This window comes from Rhodopila sp. (assembly GCF_965276935.1).
Taxonomy (GTDB): domain Bacteria; phylum Pseudomonadota; class Alphaproteobacteria; order Acetobacterales; family Acetobacteraceae; genus Rhodopila.
Window position 1 is genome coordinate 33214 of record NZ_CBDIBS010000002.1, and the last position, 18858, is coordinate 52071.

Consider the following 18858-nt stretch of genomic DNA (forward strand, 5'->3'; position numbering starts at 1 on the left):
CCTTGTCGTGTGAGGGCGCTCCGAGTGCTCGCTTCGCACGGGCCCGCGTCTCGGTTGCCGCCTTCCAACAACGAAGGAGGTACGGCCATGTCCGAAACAAGAAACGTCCGAAGCCCGCGTTCGCTCGCCCTTGTGGGCCCCTATGGCAGCGGTAAGTCCACCCTGTTCGACGCCCTGCTCGACGCCGCCGGCGCGCCCGTCAAGCGCCCGGCCGACCCGCGCAACCGCCCGATGACGACCGAAATCCGGCTCGGCCATTGCACCTATCTCGGCGACGAATGGTCCATCCTGGATTGCCCTGGCTCGATCGAGTTCGCGCATCAGGCCTGCGCCGCCCTGGCGATGGTGGACATCGCCGTGCTGGTCTGCGAGCCCAACGCGGCCAAGGCGGGAGCCATCGTTCCGCTGCTGAAGACGTTGCGGGAGGAAGGCATCCCGCACATTGTCTTCATCAACAAGATCGACACGCTGGACGGCGGCATCGCCGACACGATCGCGGCGATCCAGGCCAACGCCTCCGCCCCGCTGGTGCTGCGACAGATGCCCATCTTTGAACATGCGTCCGTCACCGGCTATGTCGACCTGATGAGCGAACGCGCCTACCACTATCGCAAGGGCCAGGCGTCCGAACTCATGCAGGTTCCCGCCGCCATGCGCGCCGAGGAAGCCGCCGCGCTGGGCTCGCTGGTCGAAACCCTGGCCGACCATGACGACGCGCTGCTGGAGAAAGTGCTGGAGGATATCAAGCCGACGCCGGAGGAACTGTATCGCGACATGCGCAAGGACCTGCTGGCCGGCGCGGTGATCGAGGTGCTGCTGGGCGCCGCCGAACATGCCAACGGCGTCCGCCGCCTGTGGAAGGCGCTGCGCCACGACACGCCTGATCCCGCCGAAACCGCTGACCGAAAGGCGATCGACCCGGACGGCCCGCCGCTGGCCCAGGTGTTCAGGACCGCCTACGCCGGCCACACCGGCAAGCTGTCCTATGCGCGGGTCTGGCGCGGCGCGGTCGCTGATGGCGCCGTACTTGGCGGCACTCGTCTTGGCGGCATCTACCGTTTCGCGAACGGCGACATGACGCGAACGTCCGAAGCGAAGCAGGGCGACATTGTCGCCTTTGGCCGGCTGGACAACGTGGTCACCGGCGCCACCGTCTCGCCTGGCGCCGCGCCCGAACCCTTGCCCTTTCCGCCGGCAACGCCACCGGTTTATGCGCTGGCGATCACCACCACCGACCGGAAGGATGATGTGAAACTGTCCGGCGCGCTGCACAAGCTGGCCGAGGAGGATCCTTCGCTGTTCATCACCCAGGCACAGGAAACCGTGCTGCACGGCCAGGGCGAGATGCATCTGCTGACCACTGTCGGTCACCTCGCCCGAAGCTTCGGGCTGAAGGTCACCACCAGCAAGCCGCAGATCGCCTACAAGGAAACCATTCGCAAGACGATGCAGGAACATGGCCGGCTGAAACGCCAGACCGGCGGCCACGGCCAGTTCGCCGACGTCAGGATCGAGGTCGCCCCCCGCCCGCGCGGCGAGGGTTTCCTGTTCATCGACAAGATCGTCGGTGGCACCGTGCCCCGCAACTTCATTCCCGCCGTGGGGGATGCGGTCGAGGACGCCTGCCGCAAGGGGCCCTTCGGCTACCCGGTGGTGGACATCGCCGTTACCCTGACGGACGGCGGCTTCCACGCGGTGGACAGCTCCGACATGGCGTTCCGGACCGCGACGCAGATCGCGATGAAGGAGGCCCTGGCAAAGGCCGACCCAGTGCTGCTGGAACCGATCGAGCACATCACCGTCAGCATACCGAACGACACCACCGCGCGGGCGCAGCGGCTGCTGACCGGGCGGCGCGGCCAGATCCTGGGTTTTGCCGAACGCCCCGGCTGGCCGGGGTGGGACGAGGTCGAAGCGCTGGTGCCGGAAGCCGAATTGCATGACCTGATCATCGAGTTGCGGTCGCAGACGATGGGGCTTGGCACATTTCGCAGGCGGTTTGATCATCTGGCGGAGACGCGCCTCAGTCCGTGACTGCTTGCGCAGCATGATGCGACCCATCATGCTGCGCGCAACGTCCGATCCGAGGAAACCCGATGAACCTGTTCGACCTGAAGGGAAAGGTCGCCGTCGTCACCGGCGGCAACGGCGGCATCGGGCTGGGCATGGCGCAGGGCATCGCCTCCCTCGGCGCCAGGATCGTGATCGCCGGCCGGAACAAGGACAAGGCCTCGGTGGCGCTGAAGACCCTGCACGACGCGGGCGCCGAGGCGGTGTTCGTCGTTGCCGATGTAACGAAGAAGGCCGACTGCCAAGCGCTGATCACCGAGACCCACAGGGTCTACAGCCGGCTGGATATCCTGGTGAACAACGCCGGCACCTCGATCAGGAAAATGCCGCAGGACTTCACCGAGGCGGAATGGCACCAGGTGATGGATACCAACCTGACCAGCGCGTTCCTGTGCGGCCAGGCGGCCTATCCCGCGATGGTCGCGGCCGGCGGCGGCAAGATGATCAACATTGGCTCGATGATGTCGCTGTTCGGCGCACCCTATACTACCCCGTACGCCGCCAGCAAGGGCGGCATCGTGCAGATGACCCGCGCGCTGGCCACCGCCTGGGCAAAGGACAACATCCAGGTCAACGCCGTGCTGCCCGGCTGGATCGACACCGATCTGACCCGGCGCGCGCGCGAGCACGTGCCGAACCTGCACGACAGCGTGGAAAAGCGCACGCCGCACGGCCGCTGGGGCACGCCTTCGGACATGGCCGGCATCGCCGCGTTCCTCGCCAGTTCGGCCTCGGACTTCGTGACGGGGACGGCGATTCCGGTCGATGGAGGCTTCTCGATCGGGATGTAGCGGTGGCGGAAGGTAACCAGGGCGGAGGAAACCAATGGTTGAGCGGACAACGTTCGACGGCATCATGGCGGCGCGGATCGACCGGCTGCCGCTGACCCGCGTGCAGTGGCAGCTCGCGATCCTGATCGAAACCACCTGGGGCTTCATCATCTTCGACACCGACGGCATCGGCGCTCGGCTGTACCCCTTCGTCTGGCGGCCGAACCATGTCATCGACGTGGTGCAATACGCCGTCATCCAGGCGCTGCAGGTTGGCCTGGGCGTGCTGCTCGGCGTCTACATCATGAGCTTCGTCGCCGACCGGTATGGCCGCCGTCCTGCCATCCTGCTGGCGACGCTGCTCGGCGGCATCTGCATCTGGCCGTTCGCCTACGTCACCGATTTCACCTGGATGGTGGTGCTGTCGATCCTAAGCACCTTGGGCGTCGGCGGCATCGTCGCCACGCACAGTGTTTACTTGTCGGAAATGACATCGCCGGAGGTCCGCAACCGCGTGCTGCTGACGTCGCAGGGTGTCACGGCACTGGTCGCGGTCGGCGTCAACCTGCTCGCCTTTGCCTGGATCCCTAGCCACTGGCAGATCTTCCTGTGGGTCAGCGCGGCGATTGAGATCCTTGTCCTGTTGCCTCTGCTGTGGTGGAAGTTGCCGGAATCGCCTCGCTGGCTGGAAGCGCATGGCCGTCACGACGAAGCCGAACGCATCATGACGGCTTACGAGCAGCGCTGCCAGGGCTTCTCCAACGCTCCCCTGCCGGTGGTGGATGCGCGGCGCAACCCGGTGATCTCGGCGGTGGACAGTTCCTGGACCGAGCTGTTCACCAGTCCGCTGTACCGCAGCCGGACCTGGGTGCTGATCTTCGTCTGGCTGCTGGCCTATGCCGGCCTGATCTACGGCGTCGGCGCCTTTGCCGCGGTGTTCATGGTGGACCACGGCGGCAGCGCGCATTTCGTCTTCCTGACAATCGCCGCCGCCTATGCCGCGCTGTTCGTCGGCTTCCTGGTCAACGCCCGCCTGGGCGAGCGGGTGGAGCGGCGGGAGGTGCTGTTCGTCGCCGGCCTGATCTTCGCCCTGGCCTGGGCGGTGGCGTGGATCGTGCCCAACCTGTGGGTCATCGCCGGCTGCTACATCGTCAGCCGGGTCGGCACCGGGCTGTTCCTGTTCAACCTGTACAACTACACGGCGGTCGCCTATCCCACCCGGATGCGGTCGAAGGCGTTTGCCTGGACCGATGGGCTGGGGCACCTGGGTGCCTGGGCCGGGGTGACGTTGCTGGGGCCGCTGTATGCGCTGGGGCCGAACCATTTGGGCTGGGTGCTGTGGATCGTTGTCCCTGGCGCGGTGCTGCCGGCGCTGCTGATCCGGTTCCTGGGCATCCGCCAGTCGCGTGCGGTGCTGGAGCAGCTTTCGACGTAGGGGTGAACTTTGGCGGATGGTGCCGCGGTTGGCACTCTGCTTTTATGGGACGCAGACGTTCAGATACCGGTCGCAGCGCGGTATCCAAGGTCCATCAGAATATCTCCGGAGAAAGGGAGATCTACGGGAGACGCTGTCTGACACCACTTCCCATAGTTAGCTATTATGCGGCTTTGTCAGGGATATGCGAGCGCCGACTTGCCATAAGTATATCATGCGGCTCCTGGTGCTATACGGCGGCATCGAACCCCGGCGGCACAGCGTTGCTGATGAACGAAGCAAGGAACATCTTGCCCAAGATGTGCTTGGTCTCGGGTGCGCCCGCCTTCTGCCGTCCTTCCAGAATTGCGCGGCGGAACTCAGGTAGGGTTGGAGCAGACAGATCGCCATCCGGCATTGCTCGCGGGATCGCCGCAGAGGCGCTAAGAAAGACGCCGGCATAGTAGAGGCGTGTTAAAGCGCGTATCAGCGCGAGCCGGGCAAGACAGCTTTCGTCAGCCTCGCGGCCTAGCCAAGCCTTCAATAACACGTTTTCCAGCTCCGGCGAAGGTGCGAGATTATCAAGCATGGTTGCCACATCCACGAGAGGATCATTCCGGTAGGCCGACTCCCAGTCGATTAACCACAAGCGTCTACCATCAAACAGGATGTTGCTGGGGATGGCGTCGTTGTGGCTTGAGACGGAATCGGTTGGGTCCCACACATAGGTTTCGCGGATGCGCGAAAGGTGCTCGGTGTGTGCATCAAGCACGCCAGGGGCGAAGAGACCGGTGCGGCAAACATGGGCCCATAGGCGGCCCACAATGTCCGGATACTCGACAAAACGGGGGAATTGCGGTGTAGCCTGCACATGCCTAAGTAACTGTCCAAGCGCCTGTGCCAGCGCAGGAGAACCGCCCGGAAACCGCGCCAATGGTTGACTTTCGACAAAGTCAATCACTGCAACACGGGCTGTTTCATCAACGTAGCGGATTATCGGAGCAATCCCCGCGTCCGCAGCAATACGCATGGAAACGTATTGATGTGGGTTCCGCAGCGGACTTGGAACGCCCTCCAGCCGCACAACGTATCGTCGGCTCCGGACTTCGACCCGAAAGGTCAATGCACCTGAAGCTCCGCCTGTAATAGGTGTGATCGCGTCTATCGGAATAGAACCAAACGCAGCCCCGATCGCCGATCGGATAGTCTCACTGTGCTCATCAGGATAGGCGGCAGAGTCGTTTGTGGTCATGACCGTCTTGTTAGCACATCCCGCCAGCCCCCTCACGTTCCGGAACTCAAGCAGACCGTGTGAAATCTTTGCCGCAACGGATTCCCGTGCGCTGTGAGGTGCGGTAGAATACGACATCATGACGCACATTGCCGGTGACGACCGATCCCAGATCCTGCTGCTGCCCGAATCGCTGGATGACTATGTCGGTGCAGAGAACCCGGTTCGTTTCATTGAAGCCTTTGTCGACGGTCTGGATCTGACTGCGGCCGGGTTCGCCCGTGTGATGCCGAAGCTGACCGGCCGGCCTGGCTACGCGCCGAGCGATCTTCTGAAGCTCTACATCTACGGTTACCTCAACCGAGTGCGGTCGAGCCGCCGGCTAGAAGCCGAGACGCATCGCAACATCGAGGTGATCTGGCTGCTGCGCCATCTGAAGCCGGACTTCAAGACGATTGCTGATTTCCGCCGCGACAACCGCAACGCCTTTCGCCCGATCTTTCGTCAGTTCGTGCTGCTGTGCCGTCAGTTGGATCTGTTCGGCCGAGAGTTGCTGGCGGTGGATGGCACCCGCATCAAGGCGGTCAACAACAAGGACCGCAACTTCACCCGCGCCGCGCTGGCCACGTTCATCAAGCTCGCGGATGCCAAACTCGAAGATTATCTGCAGCGTCTCGATCAGAGTGATGTGACGGAAAGCCAAACCGCTGGCTCACGGGTCAAGAACCTGGCCGAGAAGATCACCGCAATCCGCGCACGGCGCACACGATGCCAGACCATGCTGGCTGAACTGGATCGCACCGGCGAGGATCAGATTTCACTGACGGATCCCGATAGCCGTGCGATGGCCGCGCATACGCATGTTGCCGTGGGCTACAACGTCCAGGTTGCGGTTGATACCAAGCACAAGCTGATCGTCGAGCAGCAGGTCACCAACCAGGTCGTCGACATGGGCGAGGCTGGCCAAAGGTTCCGCCAAGCATAGCTTGGTGGAATGGCCAGCAGAGGGCTGCTGACGCAAACCGCCGAGGCGGCAAAGGAGATCCTCGGCGTCGAGACGATCGATGCCGTGGCCGACAAAGGTTACTTCAAGATCGAGGACATCGAGGCTTGCGAGAACGCCGGGATCACGCCCTATGTGCCGCGGCCGCAGCGCGGTCCCTCGGTCAAGGCCGGCCTGTTCCGCAAGGATGAGTTCAGCCACGACGCCGACAGCGACAGCTATGTTTGTCCGGCGGGTCAGCGGCTTTATCCCTATTCATCATCGCTGCTGCGGGGTCTGAAGAGGACTAACTACGTCAACAAGCTGGCATGCGATGATTGCAAGATCCGTTCGCGCTGCACGAAAGGCAAGTTTCGCACCGTCTCGCGTCTTGAGAACGAAGCGGTGTTGGACCGGATGGCAGCCCGCCTGGCGCAGCGCCCCGAGGTTCTCGACCGCCGCCGCGAGACAGTTGAACATCCGTTTGGCACCATCAAGCAGTGGATGAGCCCGGGTGGGTTTTTGATGCGCGGTCTGGCGAAGGTGCGTGCCGAATTCAGCTTGACGGCGCTCGCCTATAATCTCCGGCGGGGGCTCAATATCGTCGGGTTCGCCGAGCTGATGGCCGCTGTCGCGGCCTGAAAGGCTTCTACTGGCGGGTTTTGTCCGCCTGGCGGGCATAACCGTGGACAACATGATGCGGAACCGGGGCTTTCCCGGAAATCGCCCGGTCGGATCACCAGGATCTTGGCGTGCACATCTGAACGCCAATTTCACCAGCGTTCCCGCTCAAGCGTGTTTTCGCACAGTCTGCAAGACTTTCGGTAACGGCGGCGGCGGGCAGTTTGCAAGTTGATCCGGACGTTGTCTTGGGACGTAGCGGCGAAGGGTGCTAGCCTAAGCCAATGCACCTTCACTTCGCCACTGCTGACGTATTTACTGAACGCCTTTTTGGCGGCAACCCAGTTGCGGTTGTCCTCAACGCTGAAGGTCTCTCAACGGAGGCGATGCAGGCCATTGCCTCCGAGTTCAACCTATCAGAGACGACCTTTGTCATGCCCCCGCACGACCCTGTCCACACGGCGCGGGTGCGCATCTTTACCCCCCGCGTTGAGGTGCCGTTCGCCGGGCACCCGAATGTTGGAACGGCATTTGTGCTGGCGAGGGAGATGGTCGCGCGCAACGAGGCCGTGCCGGACCAGTTCGTGTTCGAGGAGGAGGCCGGCCTCGTGCCCGTGCGCCCTCTCCGCGATGACAGCAGCATAGTGGGCGCGGAACTAACGGCGCCAGAGCCGTTGTCGCGCCTCGGCCGGCTCGCGCCGGAGGCGGCTGCGGCGCTGCTGACGCTGCGGCCCGAGGACGTGGTTACCGCCGCGCATGCGCCTCAGGTGATCTCGGTCGGACTGCCGTTCCTCGCCGTCGAACTTGCCTCGCGTGAGGCGCTGCGCCGCGCACGCCCCAATCTCGCGGCCTACGCCGCTCACCTCCCGCTCGATGGGGCCGACGCCGTCTACGCCTACACGCACGACGTCGGAGACAATGCGTCGGAGACGGGGACCGACGTCCAGGCGCGCATGTTCGCGCCGCTGGACGGAATCATTGAGGACCCTGCGACAGGGAGCGCAACGGCAGCCGCCGTGGCCTTGCTCACCGACCTGCGGGGAACGCCCGAGCTGACGTTGCGCGTCGGACAGGGCGTGGATATGGGACGGCCCAGCCTGCTGCTGGCGCGGGCGAGGTGGGAAGGCACCATTCTGACCGCGTTCGTGGGCGGGCGCTGTGTAAGGGCGATGAGGGGCAGTTTCGAGCTAAAGCAATGATGATCAAGGCGATGGCCACAACGTCATCACCACCGACCCAGTAAGTCCGATTTCCATAAGAACCGAGCCGCACAGAAGTCAAGGTTTTCGAATTTCCCGGAAGGTGCGATCGTAATGAGCGTGGGACGATAATTAGCTTGCGGAAAGTCGAGAGTTTGAAGGACGGGACGTCTGACGTGCTGGTGCGGCCTCGAGCATGATGGGCCACAATCCAAGGGGGCGAACACCACGAGCGATCCTATCGCGGTGGACCATCCGATCGTTGGCGCATGGAATCTGATTTCCTGTACAGAGAAGAACCTCCGAACCGGCGCTGTCGCCTATCCTTTGGGAGAGAAAGCAAGGGCGGCCGTGATTTACATGGCGGGCGGGCACGTGGCGACGCTGTTCACGTCAGAAAACCGGCCGCCACCGGTCACGCCCCAAGTGACGGACCAAGAGGCAGCAATCCTGTATCGCAGCATGGTCGCGTTCGCGGGCCGCTATGAGCTAATAGGGGCGAAGCTTATCTATCGCCCGGACATTTTATGGAATGAGGCATGGAACGGAACTGTGCAGGAACGCCTGTTCAAAGTCAGTCCCGAGCGTTTAGAGGTGACGTCGACGCCAGCCATTAGCACGTTGACGAGAGCGATGACCGTCTTTTCCCTGCTATGGAAACGATCGTGATAGGTGGCACCATGCTTTTACTGAAACCAAGAATTATGAGCCAAAATTAAAGTGCTAAAATAAAGGACCTTTCTCTTCATAAGTTAACGCCATAACGGAGATTGAGTCCCACACCGGGTTGCCGTCCATCGAGGCCTCAAATCGAGAATCTAGTTACTTGTGGCCAGACCTGGCCAACAGATTATCCATGTCGTCGCCGACGCCGTAACCGAAGTTGTGGCTGATGTCGCGCACCGCATCGAGGCGGTCCAGCATGACTTCCCGCCGCCCGACAGCCAGAGTGACCGACACCTTGAGCGCCTGCTCGAACATTCTCACCAGGGCGTTGAAATAGCCTTCGTCATCCATGCCGTACTCGTTGCTGAAGCCTGCGGCGCGCTCGCAATAGAACACCATCAGCTCCGCGAGACCCTCGGGCTGTCCGGCGGCTTTCCGGTATTCCGCGATCGCTTTCTTGGCTGTGGCAACCGACGTGTCCTGATTCTTGATGGGGTCGGGCCAAAGCCAGCGGTCGATGATGGCCTTGTAGGGCGCGAGCACGTCGCCGCCGAGACCGAACCGGGCGTGCAAAAAGCTCTGGTTGCCCTTGTTGGCGGCATATAGGTCCTGGATGATCCCGAACAGGCCGGCGCGGTCGAACTCGGCCAGCTTTCCCTTTACGTCGCTCCACGTTGGTGATGTTTCCTTGGGCTTGGCCACGGTCGTGCTGCTCCAGGATACGCCATGGCCAGTAGCATAACAGGGTCAGGCGGACTTACGAGGACATCCGCCTTTGGCACCATTCGATCGTGCGGCCGCGGCCTTGGCCGAAGATGTCGCCTGGCCGGCGTGCCGCGCCATGTAGCCCCTGGTGCCGAACAGACCGGCCATCAGGCCCGGGATCGACAGGTCGGCATCAAGCGCTTCCCAGTGCAGCCCGCTGCCGGCGCCCAGAAGCTCGACCTGGGCGAGCTGCGCCTCGCTCGCGTTCTCCAGTCCCTGAGCCAGACGCGGCGGAAAAGCAAAGGTGCACCCGTTGGTCAGCTCGACGACGACCCGCCCCATCTGCTGATCGTAACGTACTGCCGCGGCCCGCGGCTCAAGCTGTCGTGCGGCTCGGCCGCGCTGAAGGGCGGCGTCGATCTGGACCTTGGTCAACTCGGTCATGCATCCTCTCCCCGTGCTTCAGCGGAAGCGCTTGCTGTTCGGCCACAAGCCGCAGGACGCGCCGGACGTCGCTACGGCGCATGGCGTCGGCCCAGATCAGGTCCGGCGAGCCGCCGGGTTCGAGCAGGTTGATCTTGGCCTCGCTTTCGCCAAAGACATGGACGTGCGCCGGGCGGTGATCGTTGACGTAAATGACGACGCACAAGCTATTGGCACGCACCACGGTGACCATGGATGACTATAACCCATCTTGACGGGTTTTTGAGGATACCATTTGTCTGCGCCATCCTGTTTCCATAGGGCGATGTCCAATATTGTGCATTATCGCATGCTCTTGCTTGCCCGCCTGACCCACATCCCGCTACGGTGCTAAAGCTAGCAACATTGTAGGCGCGACGACGCAGGAGGGCAGTTTCATGCCAGACACCCACACCGTGGACATCGCTATTCCCGTCGACGCCAGCGTCGCCTCCGCGCTCGACGACTCGGTGGTAAGGGCGATGGCCGGCCGCCTGGTTAGCCGCATGCTGCAACCTGTCAGCATCGAGCACCTGTTCGACACGATGGATGCGATTTCGGCCGAGGCGGCGCGGCGCGGCCTGACCGACGAAATCCTCGACGCGGAGCTCGCCGCCTACAATGCCGAGCACCGGGAGCCAAACGCGCCACCGCGGTCGTGATTGTGTTCGATGCGTCCACGCTTGTCAGCGCTGCTTTCCGCCGGGGTAGCGTACTCGATCTGGCCGTGCCTTAAGCCTTCCGGACCGACCGGATTGCCGTCTCGGAACCGGTGATGGCTGAACTGCTCGACGTGCTTTACCGGCCGCGTCTGGCACGCTTCATCGATCCGGAGTTGCGCGCCGGGCTGGTGGGCCAGCTCGTCAGATTTGGCATCATTGTTGCGCCTACGGTGCCGGTGACCGACTGCCGAGACGCTAAGGACAATAAGTATCTCGAGCTGGCCCTTGCGGCTAGCGCTGCGACCGTTGTCAGCAGCGACGAAGACCTGCTCGTTCTGCACCCCTGGCGCAGCGTGCGCATCCTTCAGCCGCCCGAATACCTCGCCGGTGCCGGGGTAGCGGACTGATTGACGGTGCATCGCCCCTCTCGAAGCTGTCCCCCCGCCGGTCCGCTGTCCTGCACTCCGCCAGCAGGCTAGCCATCCCGGTCCTGATTGCCACAGCCGGCGAGCGAGCGCCGCTGGATTTCCTGGAGTTCTGGCAGATCCATCCATAACCCGCACACGCGGCGGACGGACGGGCGGGTGGAGGATGTCTTCGTGCAGAACCGGCGGCAGCGTTTCCGGCAGATGCCGCGCGAGGCGTGAAGCAGGGGCAGGCTAGACCCGCCCCCCTGCCCGGCCCAAACTCCTTTGCCGACCTAGGAACCCCAACCATGCCGCAACGCTTCGACGGCCAAACCGCCATCATCACCGGGGGCGCCTCCGGCATCGGCGCCGGCATCGCCCGCCGCCTGGCGGCGGAGGGCGCCATGCTCAGCCTGTGGGACATGGACGAAGCCGCCCTCGCGCAAACCAACACCGCCCATACAGTCACCCTGGACGTCACCGACCCCGACGCCGTCCACCGCGCCGCCGAGACCACCGCCGCGGCACTGGGAAAAATCGACATCCTGATCACCTCCGCCGGCATTACCGGGCCGAACCACCCGACGTGGGAGTATCCCGTCGCCGCCTGGGACCGGGTGATCGACATCAACCTGAAGGGTGTCTTCTATTGCTGCCGAGCGGTGGTACCGTTCATGCAAGCGAACGGCTATGGACGCATCGTCAATATCGCATCCATTGCCGGCAAGGAGGGCAATCCCAACGCCTCCGCCTACTCCGCCTCCAAGGCCGGCGTGATCGGCCTGACCAAATCGCTCGGCAAGGAACTCGCCGCGAGCGAAATCCGCGTCAACTGCGTCACCCCCGCCGCCGTCAAGACGCCGATCTTTGATCAGATGACCGAGCAGCAGATCGACTGGATGCTGTCGAAGATCCCCATCGGCCGGTTCGGCGCAATCGATGAGGTCGCCTCGTTGATCCTGTGGCTGGCCAGCGCGGAGTGCGGTTTTTCCACCGGCGCGGTGTTCGACGTCTCGGGCGGCCGAGCGACCTATTAGCAGAAAAGGGCAACGAATGAATTCGGAAGACCTGGGTTTCCTGCCGGCCACCCAATTCGCGGAACTGATCCGTACCAAACAGCTTTCGCCGGTCGAGTACATGCGGACGCTGCTGTCCCGGATCGAGACGTTGGAACCGAAGGTCAACGCCTTCGCCTACCTCGCCGCGGACCAGGCGATGGCGGACGCCCGCAAGGCCGAAGCCGCGCTGATGTCCGGCGGGCGGATCGGCCGGCTGCACGGCGTGCCCGTCACCATCAAGGACCTCGCCATCACCAAGGACATGCCGACGCAGCACGGCAGCCGGATCATGCAGGGCAACCAGCCGACCGAGGACGCGCCGATGGTGCCGCGCCTGCGCGATGCAGGCGCCATCATCCTGGGCAAGACCACGACATCCGAGTTCGGCTGGAAAGGCGTGTCGCGCTCGCCGCTAACCGGCATCACCCACAACCCGTGGAAACACGGCTACAACGCCGGGGCTTCCTCGGCCGGTGCGGCGGCGGCGGCGGCGGCTGGATACGGCCCGCTGCATCAGGGCAGCGACGGCGCCGGTTCGATCCGCATGCCGTCGCACTTCTGCGGCGTGTTTGGCCTGAAACCCAGTTTCGGCCGGGTGCCGTACTACCCGGTCAGCACCGGCGACTTTACCTCCCACAACGGGCCGATCACCCGAACCGTGGCGGATAACGCGCTGTTCCTGGAGGTGATGGCCGGGCCGCATCCGCTGGATTACACGTCGTTGGAGGCGGGGCCCGCCGCCTATCTGGCGCGCCTGCAAGAAGGGGTGAAGGGCAAGCGCATCGCCTACAGCCCTGATCTGGGATTTGCCAGGGTCGATCCGGATGTCGCGGCCCTGGTGAAGGCGGCGGCGCACCGCTTTACCGAACTTGGCGCCAGCGTGGAGGAAGTGAAGACTCCCTGGGCCGCTCCTGGCCCGGAACTCATACGCTTCTTCTGGGCCGCCCACCTGACCCGCCTGGCACCTCATTTGGAAAGGTGGGAGGCGAAGATGGACCCCGGCCTGGTCGCCTGCATCAAGGCGGCGGACAATGTCTCGGTCGCTGAATACCAGGCCGCGCGCGAACGCAAGATGCCATACCTCGCCAACATCCACCGCTGGTTCCAGGACTGGGACTTCCTGCTGACCCCGGCGGTGTCCGTTGCCGCCTTTCCGGCCGACCGGTTGATGCCCGAGCATTGGCCGCAGCACGCCTGGGACTGGGTTAGCTGGGCCGAGTTCTCCTACCCGTTCAACATGTCCTGGAATCCCGCCGCCAGCGTGCCCTGCGGCTTCACCGCCGAGGGCCTGCCGGTCGGCTTGCAGATCGTCGGCAGGCGGTTTGACGATCTGGGCGTGCTGCAGGCCTCGGCCGCGTTCGAGGCGATCCAGCCCTGGGCGGACAAGCGGCCAACCCTGACCTGATCCCATGTCCGAAGCCCTGAATGCCTTCCTGCTCGGCTTTCCGGCGCTGTTCTCTATCGTCAACCCGGTCAGCGGCGCGCTGATTTTCCGTGAGGTGACAGCAACCCGCACATCGGCCGCGCGCGCCGGCATCGCCAGGCGGGTCGCGATGAACTCGCTGGTGGTGATGATGGGCGCGCTGTGGGCCGGGTCGTATGTGCTGGCGTTCTTCGGCATCACGCTCGCCGCGCTGCGGGTCGCCGGCGGCCTGGTGGTCGCGTTGAGTGGCTGGAACCTGCTGAACGCACCGGAGCATCAGGAGACACGCAAACAGGCACAGGCCGCGACCGCCGAGGGCAGTGAGGATATCGCGCTGTTTCCGCTGACGATCCCGTTCACCACCGGCCCGGGCACGATCTCGGTCGCGGTTGCCCTGGGCGCCGGGCATCCAAGACTGTTCGCTGGCCTGGGCTGGTTCTTCCTGGGAATGACGGCGGCGGCGGCGGCGATGGCGGCGCTGATCTGGATCACCTATCGCTCCGCCGACCGGTTGGCCGGGCTGATGAGCCCGTCCGGCAGCCGCACCCTGACCCGCATGGCGGCGTTCCTGCTGCTGTGCATCGGCGTGCAGATCCTGATCAGCGGCGTGCAGGAGGTGCTGAGGCCGCTGCTGGCCGGACGATCCTGATATTCCCCGTATCGGGCCTATCACCATCCTTGGCGGAGCTTGGCGTCTATTGCTAGATTGGCTATTGCGACTCGCTTGCTTCTCCGCCGTGCGGGGACAACAGCCGGCGGCCGGACCCAGGTAGGAACCAGAGCATGAAGCTGAAGGCCGACCGCGCCACCTTGATCAAGGCGCTGGCCCATGTCCAGAGCGTGGTGGAGCGGCGCAACACCATCCCCATCCTGGCGAATGTTATGGTCGCCGTGCGGGACAGCAAGCTGACGCTGACCGCGACCGACATGGAAATCGCCATCGTGGAGGATGTGCCGGCCAGCTCCACCCGCAACGGCGCCTGCACCGCGCCCGCCGCCACATTGTACGAAATCGTCCGCAAGCTGCCGGATGGCGCGGAGGTCGAACTGGACCATCCAGGCGGCGATGCGCAGCTTTCGCTGCGCGCCGGCCGCTATGCCACCAAGCTGGTGGTGCTGCCGGTGGACGATTTCCCGTCGATGACCGCCGGCAGCCTGCCGCACAAGTTCAACCTGACAGCGAGCACCCTGCGCGGCCTGATCGACCGCACCCGGTTCGCCATCAGCACCGAGGAAACCCGCTACTACCTGAATGGCATCTATCTGCATCATGCCGACAGCGAAGGCACCCAGGTGCTGCGCGCCGTGGCGACGGACGGTCATCGGCTGGCGCGGGTGGAGGAGCCGCTGCCGGAGGGTGCGGCCTCGATGCCCGGTGTCATCATCCCGCGCAAGACGGTGAACGAACTGCGCAAGCTGTTGGATGAGGTGACCGGCAACGTGGAGGTAGGGCTGTCGGACACCCGCATCCAGTTCCGTGCCGACCAGATGCTGCTGACCAGCAAGCTGATCGACGGCACCTTCCCGGAATACGAACGGGTTATCCCCCGCGGCAACGACAAGGTGTTGCGCGTCGGCAAGAAGGATTTTTCCGATGCGGTGGCACGAGTGGCGGCGATTTCCTCGGAACGCTCACGCCCGGTGAAGCTGTCGCTGGCGCGCGATCTGCTGACGTTGTCCGCGTCCAGCCCTGAACAGGGGACGGCGAGCGAGGAACTCGACTCGGATCATGTGAAGTATGATGCCGGTCCGCTGGAGATTGGCTTCCAGGCGCGCTACCTGAACGACATCACCGACCAGATCCCGGAACAGGTGGAATTTCGCTTCGCCGACGGATCGGCACCCACGGTGGTGCAGGATGCGGGGGATTCCACCGCGTTGTATGTGCTGATGCCGATGCGGGTGTAGAGGCTTGCCCGTCAGAGAGGAAACCGGCATTCGCTGATCAGCGGCCGAGCAGCTTGCGGGCGCGTGGCTTCGCCCGTCCCTCACCGTCGACGTAGGCCTAGAGCGTGCTGATAGAGATGCCGAGTTGCTCGGCCCCGTCGCCGCCGATGTTGTTATGGTCGGCCATCATCGTCATGGCGGTGCGCAGCTTGGCGCACGTCATGAGCCGCGGCCTGCCGGCGATTCTGCCGCGCGCGCGGGCTGCGGGTAAGCGTCCGGCGTCGGCCGCCTTGCTCTGACCTCGGGTAACATGTCGAAGCTGTTGACCTTAAAGCGCTCTGTAAGGTCAGGTTTAAAGCGATGTCGAACCCCACAATCGAGATCATCGACGGTAAGGAACGGCGGCGCCGCTGGGGTCTGACGGAGAAGCTTCGGATCGTCGCTGAATCGCATGAACCGGGCGTGACAGTGCGATCCGTCGCGGCCCGGCATGATGTTTATCCGAGCTTGCTGCGAACCTGGCGGCGGCAGGTGCGTGAGGGCCGTCTGACGGCAAGTTCACCCGCCCGGTTCGTGCCGGTGCGCATGGCTGATCCGGCCTTGGTGCCCGCCCCGGTTGTTAGAGCATGATCGTTTTAAGTTGACTCCTGCGTGAGTAGGGGTTCCGGCGCGGCCTAAAATCTGATCCAAGCTGTGGGCTGGGTCGGAGGCCAGCATGGATGGGTGCTCCTTACACGTTGGATTTGCGAGAACGCGCTGTCGCGGCATTCCGCTCAGGCAGGAGCCGGCTTGAGACGGCGACCCTCTTCCAGGTCAGTGAGTCGTCTGTGCAGCGGTGGTCGCGGCTGGATCGACAGAAGGGCAGCGTGGCGGCGCAGGGGCTGGGTGGTCATCGGCCCTTCGCACTGGCCAACGAACGCGACAGGATTATCGAACGGATTGCGCAACAGCCGGATCTGCCGTTGCGCGCACTGCTCGCTGAGTTGCAAGACCGTGGCATCACGGTGAGCTATTTTGCTGTCTGGAACATCGTTGACCGCGCTGGTCTCAGCTTTAAAAAAAAGCCTGCACGCCAGCGAGCAGGATCGTCCCAATGTTGCCCGTCGGCGCCTGCAATGGCAAAAGCGGCAGGATAAAGTTGATCCCAGACGGCTTGTTTTTGTAGACGAAACCTGGACGAAGACGAACATGACCCCGATCCGGGGGCGGTGCCCGGTCGGCCAGCGTCTGCTCGCCAAGGTGCCGCATGGTCATCGCCAGACGCAAACCTTCGTTGCCGCCCTGCGATGCGACGGCATTCATGCGCCATGCCTGCTCGATCAGCCGATGAACGCGATCAGTTTTCGCGCCTATGTCGAGCAGTTCCTGGTGCCGACGTTACGACCGGGCGACGTTGTGATCATGGATAATCTGAGCAGTCACAAGGGCCCTGTCATCCGCAAGGCAATCCGGACAGCGGGTGCAAAGCTGATTTTCCTGCCACCCTATAGTCCCGACCTCAACCCGATCGAGCAGGTGTTCGCCAAACTCAAAACCCTGCTGCGCAAGGCCAACGCCCGCACCATCGACGCAGTGATCGAAGCGATCGCCAAGCTCCTCGACGAGTATACCGTCGAAGAATGCGCCAATTACCTCGTCAACTCCGGCTACGGGTCAACCTAAAACGATCATGCTCTAGTGAACAAGCGGCGCCGGCGGCGATCGAGATCGTGTTGCCCGACGGCCTGCGCCTGCGCGTTGGCAACGACGTTGGTCTGGCGGCCCTGCGCTGCGTCATGACGGTGCTGCGCGGATGATCGCGCCACCCCCCGGCGTGCGGGTGTGGTTAGCGGCTGGCGTGACCGACATGCGCAAGGGCTTTGACGGACTGGCCGCCCTGGTGCAGCAGCATCTTGGTCAGGACCCGTTCAGCGGGCAATTGTTCGCCTTCCGCGGACGCCGCGGCGACCTGGTGAAGGTTTTGAGTTGGGATGGCCAGGGTCTGTGCCTGTATGCCAAGCGGATCGAGAAAGGCCGCTTCGTCTGGCCGCAGGCCAAGGACGGTGCGGTGTCTCTGACCCAGGGCGATCGCTTGAGTGGTTGAGGGATTCCCGTGCGGGCTAGAATCGGATTCATCGGAAGCCTCTCATCAGGAGGTCTCTATGTCCATGCCAAGCCAGCCCTGCTTCTTGTCCCACTTCGCGGCCCTCCGGGACCCGCGCCAAGCGACGAAGGTGCTATATCCTCTACCGGAAATCCTGTTGCTGATGCTCTGCGGGACCATCGCCGGTGCGGACGACTTTGTCGAAATCAGCCTGTGGGGCAGCGAACGCCAGGGCTTCCTCCGCCGTTTTCTGCCGTTCAAGCACGGCATCCCGAGCCACGACACATTGTGCGACGTGATCGCGGCGATTGATCCTGAGCTGTTCAAGACATGTTTCCTGACCTGGGTAGACGGGTTGCGGACTGACACGCCCGAGATTATCGCGATCGATGGCAAGACCTCGCGTCGCAGCCATGCCCGCGGCAAAGGGCGTCTGCCGCTGCATACGGTGTCCGCCTGGGCGACGCGTCAGCGATTGGTCCTTGGACAAGAGGCGGTGTCGGCGAAATCCAATGAGATCACCGCCATTCCTGTGCTGCTGCGTCGTCTGGAACTGGCCGGCGCGTTGGTGACCATCGATGCCATGGGCACGCAGAAGGAGATTGCCCAGACGATCATCGAGGGTGGTGGCGATTACGTGCTGGCCTTGAAGGAGAACTGGCCAGCGACCTATGCCGAAGTGGAAACCGTCTTTGCCGATCCACCACCAACGCTGACGCTGCAAAGCTTCGAGACCGTCGATGGCGACCATGGCCGGATCGAAACCCGCCGCCATACGATCTGCCACGACATCAACTGGCTGTTCGCCGAGCGGCGTCATCCGGGCGAATTTGCATTCCCTGGCCTGACCGCCATCGGCATGATCGAAAGCGAAACCGAGCGGGGCGGCGTTATCCAGACAGAAACCCGATACTACCTGTGCTCAACCAAACTCAGTGCCGAGACCCTCGCCAGGGTCGTGCGGAGCCACTGGGGCATTGAGAACCGGCTGCACTGGGTGCTGGATGTGGTATTCCACGACGATTTGGCGCGCCTGCGCACCGCTCATGGCCCTGCCAACATGGCGGTCGTGAAACATACTGCCATGAATTTACTGAACCAGGCGAAACCCGTCACCAGCTTTAAGAACCGCCGTAAAAAGGCCGGCTGGAATCAGGATTATCTGGAAAACGTCATCCGGCGCATCGCATGAGACACTCAAGCGATTCCCCTGGTCTC

The 18858-nt window shown here is 63.5% G+C and carries 19 protein-coding genes and 1 pseudogene; 16 read left to right on the forward strand and 4 right to left on the reverse strand.

Features of this window, described 5'->3' with window-relative positions; translation table 11 throughout:
- Positions 1–87 precede the first annotated feature (87 nt).
- The 3 genes from ACQY4S_RS03170 (at position 88) to ACQY4S_RS03180 (ending at position 4275) form a co-directional block, all read left to right on the forward strand.
- Positions 88–2034 carry an elongation factor G gene (locus ACQY4S_RS03170; protein ID WP_428483756.1) on the forward strand — a complete coding sequence of 649 codons (1947 nt, stop codon included), beginning with the start codon at positions 88–90 and terminating at the stop codon, positions 2032–2034.
- Positions 2035–2096: 62 nt separating this feature from the next.
- On the forward strand, positions 2097–2861 hold the full coding sequence (locus ACQY4S_RS03175; RefSeq protein ID WP_428483757.1) for an SDR family NAD(P)-dependent oxidoreductase: 765 nt from the start codon (positions 2097–2099) through the stop codon (positions 2859–2861).
- A 34-nt stretch (positions 2862–2895) separates the two neighbouring features.
- Positions 2896–4275 (forward strand): MFS transporter, encoded by a 1380-nt coding sequence (locus ACQY4S_RS03180; protein ID WP_428483758.1) that lies wholly within the window; start codon positions 2896–2898, stop codon positions 4273–4275.
- A gap of 229 nt (positions 4276–4504) precedes the next feature.
- On the opposite strand, the gene ACQY4S_RS03185 is transcribed toward ACQY4S_RS03180, so the two are convergent.
- Positions 4505–5635, reverse strand: coding sequence for a phosphotransferase (locus ACQY4S_RS03185; protein ID WP_428483759.1), 1131 nt, complete (start codon positions 5633–5635; stop codon positions 4505–4507).
- Here ACQY4S_RS03185 and ACQY4S_RS03190 point away from each other — a divergent pair.
- The 3 genes and pseudogenes from ACQY4S_RS03190 to ACQY4S_RS03200 all read left to right on the forward strand — a co-directional run bounded on the left by ACQY4S_RS03190 (position 5622) and on the right by ACQY4S_RS03200 (position 8956).
- Positions 5622–7109, forward strand: a pseudogene (locus ACQY4S_RS03190) (IS1182 family transposase). The gene ACQY4S_RS03185 and the pseudogene ACQY4S_RS03190 overlap by 14 nt on opposite strands.
- Positions 7110–7372: 263 nt before the next feature.
- Positions 7373–8287, forward strand: coding sequence for a PhzF family phenazine biosynthesis protein (locus tag ACQY4S_RS03195; RefSeq protein WP_428483760.1), 915 nt, complete (start codon positions 7373–7375; stop codon positions 8285–8287).
- Positions 8288–8533: 246 nt separating this feature from the next.
- On the forward strand, positions 8534–8956 hold the full coding sequence (locus ACQY4S_RS03200; RefSeq protein WP_428483761.1) for a lipocalin-like domain-containing protein: 423 nt from the start codon (positions 8534–8536) through the stop codon (positions 8954–8956).
- Positions 8957–9109: 153 nt separating this feature from the next.
- Here the strand turns inward: ACQY4S_RS03200 and ACQY4S_RS03205 are convergent, their stop codons facing one another.
- The 3 genes from ACQY4S_RS03205 to ACQY4S_RS03215 are packed head-to-tail and all read right to left on the reverse strand — an operon-like array spanning position 9110 to position 10334.
- A complete protein-coding gene (locus ACQY4S_RS03205) occupies positions 9110–9655 on the reverse strand; it encodes a hypothetical protein (RefSeq protein WP_428483762.1) in 546 nt (181 codons plus the stop codon).
- 45 nt (positions 9656–9700) lie between these two features.
- Positions 9701–10102 carry a DUF2442 domain-containing protein gene (locus tag ACQY4S_RS03210; RefSeq protein WP_428483763.1) on the reverse strand — a complete coding sequence of 134 codons (402 nt, stop codon included), beginning with the start codon at positions 10100–10102 and terminating at the stop codon, positions 9701–9703.
- Positions 10035–10334 (reverse strand): DUF4160 domain-containing protein, encoded by a 300-nt coding sequence (locus ACQY4S_RS03215; RefSeq protein WP_428483764.1) that lies wholly within the window; start codon positions 10332–10334, stop codon positions 10035–10037. Before ACQY4S_RS03215 ends, ACQY4S_RS03210 begins: the two co-directional genes overlap by 68 nt.
- Positions 10335–10518: 184 nt before the next feature.
- On the opposite strand from ACQY4S_RS03215, the gene ACQY4S_RS03220 reads away from it, so the two are divergent.
- The 10 genes from ACQY4S_RS03220 to ACQY4S_RS03265 all read left to right on the forward strand — a co-directional run bounded on the left by ACQY4S_RS03220 (position 10519) and on the right by ACQY4S_RS03265 (position 18832).
- Entirely contained in the window at positions 10519–10782 is a 264-nt protein-coding gene (locus ACQY4S_RS03220; protein ID WP_428483765.1) for a hypothetical protein, read from the forward strand.
- A 92-nt stretch (positions 10783–10874) separates the two neighbouring features.
- Complete coding sequence (locus tag ACQY4S_RS03225; protein ID WP_428484626.1) at positions 10875–11189, forward strand: putative toxin-antitoxin system toxin component, PIN family; 315 nt, start codon at positions 10875–10877, stop codon at positions 11187–11189.
- 308 nt (positions 11190–11497) lie between these two features.
- A complete protein-coding gene (locus tag ACQY4S_RS03230; RefSeq protein ID WP_428483766.1) occupies positions 11498–12226 on the forward strand; it encodes an SDR family NAD(P)-dependent oxidoreductase in 729 nt (242 codons plus the stop codon).
- A 16-nt stretch (positions 12227–12242) separates the two neighbouring features.
- Positions 12243–13652 (forward strand): amidase, encoded by a 1410-nt coding sequence (locus ACQY4S_RS03235; RefSeq protein ID WP_428483767.1) that lies wholly within the window; start codon positions 12243–12245, stop codon positions 13650–13652.
- Between the two features lie 4 nt (positions 13653–13656).
- A complete protein-coding gene (locus ACQY4S_RS03240) occupies positions 13657–14319 on the forward strand; it encodes a MarC family protein (protein WP_428483768.1) in 663 nt (220 codons plus the stop codon).
- A 134-nt stretch (positions 14320–14453) separates the two neighbouring features.
- Entirely contained in the window at positions 14454–15578 is a 1125-nt protein-coding gene (gene dnaN, locus ACQY4S_RS03245; RefSeq protein WP_428483769.1) for a DNA polymerase III subunit beta, read from the forward strand.
- 339 nt (positions 15579–15917) lie between these two features.
- Positions 15918–16187: an IS66-like element accessory protein TnpA gene (gene tnpA, locus ACQY4S_RS03250; RefSeq protein WP_428483770.1), complete on the forward strand. Its 270-nt coding sequence runs from the start codon at positions 15918–15920 to the stop codon at positions 16185–16187.
- An 89-nt stretch (positions 16188–16276) separates the two neighbouring features.
- Positions 16277–17219 (forward strand): IS630 family transposase gene (locus ACQY4S_RS03255; protein WP_428483280.1). Its coding sequence is split into 2 segments (ribosomal slippage): positions 16277–16612 and positions 16614–17219, totalling 942 coding nucleotides; the frame shifts between segments, so codons are not numbered across the junction.
- A 130-nt stretch (positions 17220–17349) separates the two neighbouring features.
- The gene (gene tnpB / locus ACQY4S_RS03260; RefSeq protein WP_428483771.1) at positions 17350–17640 is read left to right on the forward strand and encodes an IS66 family insertion sequence element accessory protein TnpB; all 291 of its coding nucleotides are present in this window, start codon (positions 17350–17352) and stop codon (positions 17638–17640) included.
- A gap of 58 nt (positions 17641–17698) precedes the next feature.
- Entirely contained in the window at positions 17699–18832 is a 1134-nt protein-coding gene (locus ACQY4S_RS03265) for an ISAs1 family transposase (RefSeq protein WP_428483659.1), read from the forward strand.
- Positions 18833–18858: the final 26 nt, after the last annotated feature.